5 protein-coding genes are annotated in these 11318 nt (G+C 71.9%); 4 read left to right on the forward strand and 1 reads right to left on the reverse strand.

The features are described from left to right. Window positions 1-104 precede the first annotated feature (104 nt). The 4 genes from P1V51_24095 to P1V51_24110 all read left to right on the forward strand — a co-directional run bounded on the left by P1V51_24095 (window position 105) and on the right by P1V51_24110 (window position 8949). Entirely contained in the window at window positions 105-2780 is a 2676-nt protein-coding gene (locus P1V51_24095) for a M4 family metallopeptidase (protein MDF1566135.1), read from the forward strand. Window positions 2781-2897: 117 nt separating this feature from the next. Further along, window positions 2898-6158 (forward strand): hypothetical protein, encoded by a 3261-nt coding sequence (locus P1V51_24100; protein ID MDF1566136.1) that lies wholly within the window; start codon window positions 2898-2900, stop codon window positions 6156-6158. Further along, window positions 6155-8068: a tetratricopeptide repeat protein gene (locus P1V51_24105; protein MDF1566137.1), complete on the forward strand. Its 1914-nt coding sequence runs from the start codon at window positions 6155-6157 to the stop codon at window positions 8066-8068. Before P1V51_24100 ends, P1V51_24105 begins: the two co-directional genes overlap by 4 nt. Continuing rightward, window positions 8065-8949 carry an acyl-CoA thioesterase II gene (locus P1V51_24110; protein MDF1566138.1) on the forward strand — a complete coding sequence of 295 codons (885 nt, stop codon included), beginning with the start codon at window positions 8065-8067 and terminating at the stop codon, window positions 8947-8949. Before P1V51_24105 ends, P1V51_24110 begins: the two co-directional genes overlap by 4 nt. A gap of 5 nt (window positions 8950-8954) precedes the next feature. Here P1V51_24110 and P1V51_24115 read toward each other — a convergent pair. Beyond that, window positions 8955-11318: fused MFS/spermidine synthase (locus P1V51_24115; protein MDF1566139.1), on the reverse strand; the 2364-nt coding region annotated here is incomplete at its 5' end.

The raw sequence follows: 11318 nt of genomic DNA on the forward strand, positions 1-11318 counted from the left end.
GACCTCTCCGGAAAGGGGGGCGAACGAGCCATTCAAGTCACTGATATCACGCAATAAAATATTGTTTTGCAGATCTGGCACAGGTCCTGCCATTGCCTGCGGCCATGACGGCACGACACCTACGGGTTTTCACCAGCTTCCTCCTCGGCTCCACCCTCCTCCTCGGCGCCTGCACCGACGCCGGCTACGGCGAGGTGACCATCGAGCGGCGGGGCGAGGTGGCCGGCGACGTCGAGGCCGCCCTCTCCTCCCTGCCCCGGGCCGAGGTGGTCGTGCTCGACCTCGATGGCGTGCCGAAGTTCATCCGCGGTGACCTCGGGGTCGCCAGCGTCCGCGCCGCCGACGAGGCGACCGGCGGGCTCGGCCAGACCCTGGCTCAGATCGCCCCGGTGTTCCGCCTCGAGGCCGGAAGCCTCCAGCTCTCCCGCCGCCACCTCGACCGCGACGGCGACCTCCACCTGCGCTTCCGCCAGGTGCAGAACGGCCTCGAGGTCGTCGGCGGCGACCTCTCGGTGCACGTGACCGGCCAGGGCGTGGTCTACGCCGCCCACGGCACCGCCCGCAGCGACCTGGTCGCCTCGCCGGTGGCCTCCCTCCCGGGCGAGGAGGCCGTCTCCCGCGCCACCGCTCAGCTCGCCGGCGAGCAGCTCACCCTCGGCTTCCCCCGCCTGGTCTACCACCGCTCCCTGCAGGACGGTGAGATCCGGCTGGCCTACGAGACCACCGCGGCCGGCATGACCGACGAGGGCCTGCCGATCCGCGATCGCGTCTTCATCGACGCCCACGGCGGCGAGGTCCTCGCCCGCTACCCGCAGATCAAGACCGCCCGGAACCGGAAGATCTACGACGCCAACGACAACTACTCCCTGCCGGGCACCCGGGTGCGGATCGAGGGTCAGGGCGCCACCGGCGACGCCACCGCCGACGCCGCCTACGACAACCTCGGCGTGGCCTACGGCTGCCTCTCCACCCTCTTCGGGCGGGACTCCTACGACGGCAGCGGCGGCGCCCTGATCACCACCGTCCACTACGGCCGCAACTACAACAACGCCTACTGGAACGGCTCGCAGATGGTCTTCGGCGACGGCGACGGCAGCACCTTCGGCCCCCTGGCCCGCAGCCTCGACGTCTCGATCCACGAGATGGTCCACGGCGTGACCGAGCGCAGCTCGGACCTGGTCTACCAGGATCAGCCCGGCGCCCTGAACGAGGCCATGAGCGACATCCTCGCCGCCACCTGCGAGGCCTGGAACAAGGGCGGCGCGGACGCCAACACCTGGAAGCTCGGTGAGGACATCTGGACCCCCCGCACCGCCGGCGACGCCATGCGCTACATGGACGATCCCACCGCCGACGGGCAGAGCTACGACTGGTACCCCACCCGCTACACCGGCTCGGCCGACAACGGCGGCGTGCACCTGAACTCGGGCATCCCCAACCTCGCCTTCTACCTCCTCTCCCAGGGCGGCTCGCACCCCCGCGGGATGTCGTCGACCAGCGTGAGCGGCATCGGCGTCGAGGCGGCCGGCAAGATCTTCTACCGGGCCAACGAGCTCTACCTGACCTCCTACGCCAGCTTCGAGGACGCCCGGGCCGCCACCGCCCAGGCCGCCGCGGACCTCTACGGCACCTCCGCCGTGAGCGCCGTGCACCAGGCCTGGACCGCCGTGGGCGTCCCCGGCGCGCCGACCACCCCGACCCCCTCCCCCACGCCGGCGCCCACCCCCACGGACACCGTCCTCCAGAGCGGCCAGCCCGTCTCCGGCCTCTCGGCCGCCAAGAACGGTGAGCTCCACTTCAGCGTCGAGGTGCCCGCCGGCGCCTCCAACCTGACGGTGCAGATCGCCGGCGGCAGCGGCGACGCCGACCTCTACGTCCGGCGCGGCGCGGCCCCGACCACCAGCAGCTACGACTTCCGCCCCTACCTCCAGGGCAACGCCGAGACCGTCGAGGTCGCGAACCCCACCTCCGGCACCTGGTACGTGATGGTCCGGGCCTACGCGGCCTTCTCCGGGCTCGAGCTGGTCGCGGTGGTCGAGTCCGCCCAGACCACCCCCGCCCCCACGCCCGCCCCGACCCCGGCCGATGACGAGCTGCAGAACGGCACGACCCGCACCGGCCTCTCGGCGGCCAAGAACGCCCAGCTGGCCTACAGCTTCGAGCTCCCCGCCGGCGTGACCCAGCTCGACATCGCGATGGCGGGCGGCAGCGGCGACGCCGACCTCTACGTCCGCCACGGCGCGGCCCCCACCACCAGCACCTGGGACTTCCGCCCCTACAAGAACGGCAACACCGAGTCGGTGACCGTCGAGAACCCGGCCGCGGGCACCTGGTACGTGATGGTCCACGCCTACGCCGCCTTCTCCGGCCTGAACCTCACCGCCTCCTGGAGCGAGGGCGGCGCCGACTCCGGCAGCGGCGGCGGCGGCTCGGGCAACCTCGCCGAGCAGGAGCCCAACGACACCACCAGCGGCGCGCAGCTCCTGGGCAGCAGCGCGACGGTCACCGGCACCATCGGCAGCAGCACCGACCGGGACATCTTCCGGGTCGACGCCTCGGGCGTCCTCACCCTCGGGCTGCAGGTGCCCTCGGGCAAGGACTACGACCTCGAGCTCTACGACCTCCAGGGCAACTTCGTGGCCCGCAGCAACAAGGGCGCCGGCCTGGCCGAGTCGATCCAGGTGTCGGCCGGCAGCGGCACGGGCTACTACGTGGTGGTCTTCGGCTACAACTCCGCGTTCAGCACCTCGGCCACCTACGCCCTGCAGGTGAGCTGGTAGCACCGGAATCCGGGGATCTGTGCTCTAAGGAGTGGGCATTTCCGGCGCCCCCCGGGGGTTCACCCCCCCGGACTGGCCGGATGAGGGCCTCTGGCCCCATCATGCCCCTCCCTCCAGATGCCACCGACTCCCCCCCAGAGCCCGCCCGGCCGGCCCTCCGGCACGGGCTCCCGGCGTGATACCGCCGCGGGCTTCGCGCCCCTGCGGCGGCTGATCGATCGCGCCCGGCGGCGCGCCCTGGCCCTGGGGGCCGGCACGACCCTGGCGGCCCTCCTCTGCGTGGGCCTGATGCTCTCCCTGCCGGTGGCCTTCGTCCTCGGCAACGCGGACCTCGAGGAGGTCCATGGCCTCTTCTGGCTGCAGCAGAGCACCCTGGGCCTGCTCTTCCTCGCCTCCCTCGCGGCCCTCACCGCCTTCTTCTTCCTCCACTGGCGGCGCCTCGCCACCGACGGTCAGCTCGCCCTGCGCCTCGAGCGGCGCCTGGACGAGGGCGCCGGCCTCTCGAGCGCGGTGGAGTTCCACTCGGCCCTCCACCCCGAGGAGCCCGCGGGCGAGGAAGCGCCGACCCGGCCGGGGGTGGGGTACTCCGAGCTGCTGGCCGAGGCCCACATCGAGACGGTCGCCCGGCGACTGGAGCAGGCGCCCCTCGAGAAGGCCTTCCCCGCCCAGAGCCTGGGGCGGGCGGCCGGCGCCCTGGCCCTGCTGGCCGCGGCGGCCCTGGTCGCCCTCCTCCTGCCGGGCAGCCCGGTGGCCCGGGGCTACCAGCGCCTCTTCTCCCTCGAGCGCGGCATCGGCCTCCTCGGCAAGGGGGGCGCGAGCGCGGTGCCCGAGCTGATCACCGGCGACGTCTCGCTGACCTACCACTACCCGGCCTACACCCGGCGGCCCTCCCGTACGGTGAGCGGCACCGGCGGGGAGATCACCGCCCTGCCCGGCACCGAGGTGGAGATCCGCACCACCGCCGACCGCGAGGTCGAGGCCGCGGCGCTCCTGGTGGGCGAGAGCCGCTTCCCCCTCGAGGTGAGCGCGGGGCGCTCCCTGCGGGGCAAGCTGCTGGTGCGCGAGCCCGGCGAGTACCGCTTCGCCTTCCTCGACGATCGCGGCCGCATCGAGGCCGAGGGGGCGCCCCACCGGATCGCGGTGGAGCCGGACGCCTGGCCGGAGGCCGAGCTGAAGCTCGTCGACCGCGAGTCGGACGAGCACCAGGAGATCGATCGCGACGAGGTCCTGCCCCTGCAGTGGGAGGTGGAGGACGACTTCGGGGTGGGGGAGGTCGCGCTGGTCTGGCGCATCCGGGGCGGCCAGGAGAAGCGCCGGATCCTCACCGATCTCGAGGAGCGGCCCGGCGGCGACGGCAGCCTGCGCTGGGAGCTCGCGACCCTGCGCCTCTCCGCCGGCGAGACGGTGACGGTCCACCTCGAGGTCACCGACAACGACGTGGTCAGCGGCCCCAAGGTCGGCCGCTCGCGCAGCTACACCCTGGAGGTCTTCTCCAAGGTCGCGCACCACCGGGCGCTCATCGAGCAGATCGAGCAGGCCTGGAGGCAGCTCATCGCCACTCTCGCCGATCACCTCGAGGGCCCCTGCGATCCCGAGGCTGCCCTCACCGGTCAGGCGCTCAACGGCGAGGTCGAGCGGATGCGCGCCCTCGTCACTGGCCTGAACACCCTCATCGCGGACCTCAAGGAGCTCGAGGGCTCCCTCGCCTCCGACCCCCTCGGCCCGGAGGCCCTGCAGAAGGCCCTGCGGAACATCTTCATCGGCATCCAGCGCGAGACCGGCCGCCTGGAGGCGGCCCTGCACCAGCTCGAGACCCGCCTGGGGCTCGAAGCCTCGCGCCTGCGCCCGATGGCCAGCCACCTCGCCCGCAGTCAGGAGCGGGTGGTGATCGAGCTGGAGAAGGACGTGATCTTCCTGGAGGACCTCCTCGACCGGGAGCGGATGCAGGCCCTCAAGGAGATCACCCAGGCCCTGCAGGAGAGCAAGCGCCGCCTCGAGTCGCTGGTGGATCAGCTCAAGGAGAACCCCAGCGAGGAGGTCCGCCAGGAGATCGGGGAGGAGATCGCCCGGCTCAAGGAGCGGATCTTCGAGCTGATGCGGCGGATGCAGGAGCTGGCCAAGTCCATCCGGGACGAGAACCTCAACCAGGAGGCCATGCAGCAGATCCAGGAGAACCAGGATCTGCTCTCCCAGCTCGACGACCTGCAGAAGCTGATCAACGAAGGGAAGCTCGAGGAGGCCCTGGCCCAGCTACAGAAGATGAGCGAGCAGCTCGACGAGCTGATGCAGCGCTTCGAGAAGGGCGAGCAGTCGGTCGGCGGCGAGAAGTACGAGGAGCTGATGCGGGAGATGAACGCCTTCCGCGACGAGCTCGAGCGGCTGCGCCACGACCAGGACGAGCTCCTCGAGGAGAGCCGGGGCCTCAAGGAGCGCTACCAGAAGGAGCTCGAGAAGAGGGTCACGGGCAAGCTCGACGAGCTGGCGAAGCGCCTGAAGGCGAAGGCCGAGGCGGCGAAGAAGAAGCTCGAGGAGATGCCGCCCGAGATCCAGGACGCCGTGGTGGGGCTCTACGACCGGGAGACCCTCGACCAGGCCGCGAGCCGGCTGGAGGAGACCCGGATGCTCCTCGAGGCCCGGGACTTCGACGAGGCGCTCAAGACGGCCCAGGAGGCCCTCCGCAACGTCGCCACGGTGCGGGGCCTCTTCCAGGACGCCCGCCGGGACAAGCGGCTGCTGCGCCGGATGCTCCCGCCGCAGGTCGGCCTCTCCCCCGAGGAGCTGGAGAAGGCCCTGAAGGAGGGCGACGGCCGGGTCGACGAGGCCCACCAGCTCTCCCGGGAGCTGGTCGAGGAGCTCGAGCAGCTCTTCCCCGATCCCCGGGAGGTCTTCGGCAAGCAGGAGCAGCAGCGCCTGAGTCAGATGGGGCGCGAGCAGGACGGCCTGCGGCAGCGCGCCTCGAAGCTCGGGCAGCAGATGCGCAGCATCGCCGAGAAGGCTCCGATCTTCTCTCCGGAGATGGAGCAGACCCTGCGCGAGGGCCAGCGGCACATGTCCGAGGCCAGCCAGCGCCTCTCCCAGAGCGACGCTCGCCGGGCGACCGGGCAGGAGCAGGCGGCCGCCGAGCGCCTCTCCGAGCTCGGGGAGCAGCTCGAGGAGGCGATGAAGCAGCAGGGCGAGTCGGGGATGCCCATCCCCATGAGCTCCAGCAACAGCTCGGGCGGGCGGATGACCCGCAGCGAGCCGGTGGAGATCCCCGACGCCGAGGCCTACAAGGCGCCCGAGGCCTTCCGCAAGGAGCTCCTCGAGGCCATGAAGGAGGGCGCCCCGGACCGCTACCAGGACCAGGTGAAGCGCTACTACGAGGAGCTGGTGCGATGAGGCGCGCGCTCCGATCCCTCCTCCTGCTGGGCCTGCTCCTGCCCCTCGCGCTGCCGGCGCCCGGCGGGGCCGCCCCGGGCGTCACCGGCGACACCCTGCGGCGGATCGAGCAGCGCGTCCGGCTCGCCGAGCACCTCTTCGACACCTGGCAGTTCGACGCGGCCGTCAGCGAGGCGGAAGGCCTCTACCGCGAGCACCCGGGCCTGCCGCCGGTGCAGCGCATCGCCGGCATCGCCAAGTTCCACCGCCAGGACTACGACGGCGCCATCGCGCTGCTCGAGCGCGCGGGCGCCGGACGGCCGGAGGGCGTCCCCCCCGATCCGATGCTCGTGCGGGCCCGGGACACCCGGGAGATCACCCGCGACTACCGCAGCTACCGCAGCGATCACTTCGAGCTGCGGGTGCCGGCCGGGGTCGACGAGGTGCTCCCGCGCTACGCCCTGCCCGCCCTGGAGCAGGCCTGGAAGAACGTCGGCGACGACTTCGGCTACCACCCCGAGGTGCCGATCGTGGTCGAGGCCTACGAGCGCCCGACCGATCTCTCCGCCGCGTCGGGCCTCTCCACCGAGGCGATCAAGACCAGCGGCACCATCGCGATCTGCAAGTACAACAAGCTGATGTTCACCTCCCCCAAGGCGCTGCTGCGGGGCTACGAGTGGCTGGACACCCTCTCCCACGAGTACGTGCACTACGTGATCTCGCGGGTCTCGAAGAACACGGTGCCGATCTGGCTCCACGAGGGGATCGCCAAGTACGAGGAGACCCGCTGGAGCGGCAGCGCCGGCCAGGCCCTCTCCCCCTCGTCCGAGCGGCTCCTCGCCGAGGCGGTCGCGGGCAAGCGCAAGTACATCACCTTCGAGGAGATGAGCCCCTCGATGGCCCTCCTGCCGAGCCAGGAGGCCACCGCCCTGGCCTTCGCCGAGGTCTTCTCCCTGATCCAGTACCTGGTCGAGGCGCGCGGCGGCTACCCGAAGCTGCGGGAGCTCATCGGCCTGCTCACCGAGGGCCAGGACGACCGCAGCGCGGTGCGCCAGGTCCTCGGCCAGACCTTCGAGCAGCTGCAGCGCGACTGGAAGCTCTGGCTGAAGGAGCGGCCGATGAAGGCCCGCCCGGGCGTCCACGACACCGACCTCACCTTCAAGGAGGACGTGAAGGGGAAGGTGGCCGAGTCGGCCGAGGAGGAGGGCGATCCCACCGGCGAGCTTCAGTCGAAGGAGGCGAAGCGCTTCGCCCACCTCGGCGAGCTCCTGCGCATCGAGGGCCGGCCCAAGGCAGCGGTCGTCGAGTACGAGAAGGCCTACGGGCTCGCCGGCCCGGTGGCCGTGCACCTGGCCAACAAGCTGGGCCGGACCCACACCGCCCTGGGCAACCTGGCGCGGGCCGAGGAGATCCTGGAGGAGGCCCGCGAGGCCTCGCCGGCCCTGGTGACGACCCACGTGAACCTCGGGCGCCTCTACCTCGGCGCCAAGCGCTGGGACGAGGCCCTGGCGAGCTACCGCCGGGCCACCGAGATCAACCCCTTCGATCCGGAGGTCCACCGGGCCCTCTCGATGATCCACACCCACCGCGGGGAGGGAGACGACGTCCGCGCCGAGCTGGCCGCCTTCGAGCTCACCCGCACCCGCATCGAGACCCTGCGGCGGCAGCGCTCGCAGAAGCAGGTGGCGGACGAGGAGCTGGGCTTCCTCTCGATCCACACCACCCCCTGGGCGGAGGTGCGCATCGACGGCAAGAGCGAGGGGCTGACCACGCCGATCTTCCGCCGGCCGCTGCCCCCGGGAGAGCACGCGCTGGTCTTCCGCATCGGCGGCCGGAAGGTCGGCGAGCAGAAGGTGACAATCGAGACCGCACGGCTCGCGACGGTGGAGCTGAAGCTCGATCCCGAGGCCGGGGAAGAGGAGACGGAATGAGCGACACTCTCGGCGCCCTGCTGCGCCTGCTCGAGCTGGAGACCCTCGAGGCGGACCTCTTCCGCGGTCAGAGCCAGGATCTGGGCTTCGGCGCGCTCTTCGGCGGGCAGGTGCTGGGACAGGCGCTCTCGGCCGCCACCCGCACCGTGGCGAGCGATCGCTGCGCCCACAGCCTGCACGGCTACTTCCTGCGCGCCGGCGACGCGAGCCACCCCATCGTCTACCAGGTCGAGCGGATCCGGGACGGCAAGAGCTTCGCCACCCGGCGGGTGGTGGCGGTGCAGCACGGCCGGCCGATCTTCAACCTCTCCGCCTCCTTCCAGGTGCACGAGCCGGGCTTCGACCACCAGGACGAGGCGCCGGAGGGGATCGCCGGACCCGAGGGCCTGCTCTCGGATCACGAGCGGCTCCTGAAGCACGCCGAGCACATCCCGGAGCCCCTGCGGGAGAAGCTGCTGGTGGACCGGCCGGTGGAGGTCCGGGAGGTCGATCCGGTGGATCCCTTCGCGCCGCGCAAGCGTCCTCCCTTCAAGGCGATGTGGATGCGGGCCGGGGGAGAGCTGCCCGACGATCCCGCCGTCCATCGCTACCTCCTGGCCTACGCCTCGGACTTCGGCCTGGTGGGGGCCGCCCTCTATCCCCACGCTCACACCTGGTGGGAGCGCGAGATGCAGGTGGCCAGCATCGACCACGCGATGTGGTTCCACCGCCCGGTGCGCATGGACGGCTGGCTGCTCTACGTGATGGACAGCCCCAGCGCCGCCGGGGGCCGGGGCCTGGCCCGCGGGAGGATCTTCCAGGACGGAGTGCTCGTCGCCTCCACCGCCCAGGAGGGGCTCATCCGCTGGCGCGGGGACTGGCCGCCGCCCGCGCGGGACTGATCGCCTCAGGGGGCCGGCGCCTCGATCGGGCCCTGCCGGCCCGGGGGCAGGCCTGGCCGCTCGACCATGCAGTCGAGCTGATCGTGGCGCAGGTGGTGGAGCCAGGTGCTCTCGCCGTGCTCGGCGATGAGCGCGTCGAGGGCCTCGGCCGCCTCGTCGTACCTCCAGTCGAAGGTGAGCGCGCTCACCCGGGAGAGCTCCCGGGCAAGGGAGCGCCGCCGCTCGAGCAGGGTGCGGTCCTCCGGGCTCACCTCCCCCTTCAGGTAGGGCAGGAGCGAGGTCGAGAGCGCCCAGAGGGCGTCGCGGTCGTGAGGCCGCCCCTCGAAGGAGAGGTAGTACTCCACCGCAGGGTGATCGTCGGTGATGGGCTCCACCTCCCGGGTCCACTCCCGCATCCCCTCGGCGTCGAGGACGAAGGTCGAGAGCAGATCGTGGACGTCGTCGAGGCCCGCCTCCCGCAGGGAGGCCTTCAGCTCCGGCCGCGCGAAGGCCTCGCGCCAGCGCTCGAGATCGATCTCCAGGGGCGCGTCCGAGGCGAGGTAGACCGCCTCGTCGCGGGCCGGGATCCAGAGGGTGACGTACTCGAAGTTGTCGACGAGGCTGCGGGCGAGCCTGCGGTTGATCTCGTCGGACTGCTCCTGCAGGGGCACCCACTGGGTCAGGCGCCCCCCGGGGGAGAGGTGGCGCTTGGCCAGCCGGTAGAACTCGCTGCTGTAGAGGTTCACGATCCCCGGCGCCTCGGGCGGCGGGGGCTCGAAGGAGATCACGTCCCAGCGCGCCTCCTCGGGGGCGGCGGCGAGGAAGTGGCGGCCGTCGTCGATCACCACCCGCGCGCGCGGATCGGAGAGCACCCGGTGGTTGAAGTCCTCGAAGAAGCGATCCGCCTCGACGACGTCGCGGTTCACGTCGACGATGGTCAGCCCCTCGAGCTCGGGGTGGAGGGTCGCCGTCCCCGCGGTGATGCCCGTACCGAAGCAGACCACCAGGGCCTGGCGCGTGGGTGGCCCGGTGAGCGCCGCGAGGTTCAGGAGCGAGGTCATGTAGCGCCGGGAGTAGAGGATGGTGCTGGCGTAGGACATCGAGGCGTAGCGCACCTGCCGGTGGCGGTAGGGGTGCTCGCGGCAGTGATCGGGGCAGGGCCGCGAGCGGCAGACGGCGTCGGCGCTGTACTCGATCACCGCGATGGTGCCGTCGCGCCCCTCGACCACGTCGAGGACCTCGCCCAGGCGGGTCTCGGCGTAGGAGCGGAGGAAGGTGCCCGGCGGCAGGAGGAAGGCGGCGAGCAGCACCAGGCCCGCCGCGACCCTCGTGAGCCGGCGCTGCCGCGGCGCCACCTCGGCATCGAGGCCCTGGATGAAGAGCGCCAGGGCCGCCCCGAGGAGGGCCAGGAGGACGAAGGTCCACTGGGTCCCGATCAGGGGCACGAGCACGAAGCCGACGCCGAGGCTGCCGGCGATCCCCCCGAGGGTGTTGAGGGAGTAGAGCCAGCCCACCTGCCGCCCGACCTGCGAGAGGTGGGTGGCCGTCGCCTGCACCACCAGGGGGAAGCCCACCCCGATGATCGAGGCGGGCACGAGCAGGATCGCCAGCGCCTGCACCCAGAGGGCCAGGAGCGGCGAGCCGAGGGCGCCGGTGAGGAAGAAGTCGATGGTCTTGCCGTTGGTCAGCAGGGCCAGGGTGACGAGCCCGGCCAGGGCCTGGAGGACCTGCGCGGTGGCCAGGATCGACAGGTCGCGCCGCTTCGGCTGCAGCCAGAGGGCGTAGACGGCCGCCCCGATCACCAGGCCCAGGAGGAAGGTCGAGAGCAGCGCCGTGAAGGCGTAGACGCTCGAGTGCACGAAGAGGCCGAGGGAGCGGAACCAGAGCACCTCGTAGGCGATGGAGAGGAACCCCGTCAGCGCGAAGACGCCGATCAGCGTGCGCCGCTGCCGGTCACCCAGCATGGCTGTCGGCGTCGACTCCTCCACGCCGTCCCCGTCTCCGTCCCCGTCCCCGTCCTCTCCCGGCCGCCCCAGGAAGTGCAGCACGAACGCCGACGCCGCCGCCACGAAGTTCACGACCGCCGCCACCCAGGCCGTCCCGGTCAGGCCGAGGGAGGGGATCGCCCAGAAGCCCGCCAGGGAGCAGCCCGCCGCCGCCCCCAGGGTGTTCAGGGCGTAGAGCCCGGTGAAGTGCCGGCCGAGGTCGGGCAGGCTGCGGGCCACCCAGCGGGTGAGGATCGGCAGGGTCGCCCCCATCGCGACGGTCGGCGGGAGGAGGAGGAGGGCCGAGAGGAGGATGCGCAGGCCGCCCGGCGAGCCGGCGATGGCCAGGGCCACCCCCTCGCTGGCCGAGAGGGCCGAGAGCAGCTCGGTGAGGGCCACCCCGAA

This window comes from Deltaproteobacteria bacterium, from assembly GCA_029210625.1.
Classification (GTDB): Bacteria; Myxococcota; Myxococcia; order SLRQ01; family SLRQ01; genus JARGFU01.

Coding starts and splice junctions, on each gene's coding strand:
- P1V51_24095 (MDF1566135.1), top strand. CDS start 105: ATGACGGCACGACACCTACGGGTTTTCACCAGCTTCCTCCTCGGCTCC.
- P1V51_24100 (MDF1566136.1), top strand. CDS start 2,898: ATGCCACCGACTCCCCCCCAGAGCCCGCCCGGCCGGCCCTCCGGCACG.
- P1V51_24105 (MDF1566137.1), top strand. CDS start 6,155: ATGAGGCGCGCGCTCCGATCCCTCCTCCTGCTGGGCCTGCTCCTGCCC.
- P1V51_24110 (MDF1566138.1), top strand. CDS start 8,065: ATGAGCGACACTCTCGGCGCCCTGCTGCGCCTGCTCGAGCTGGAGACC.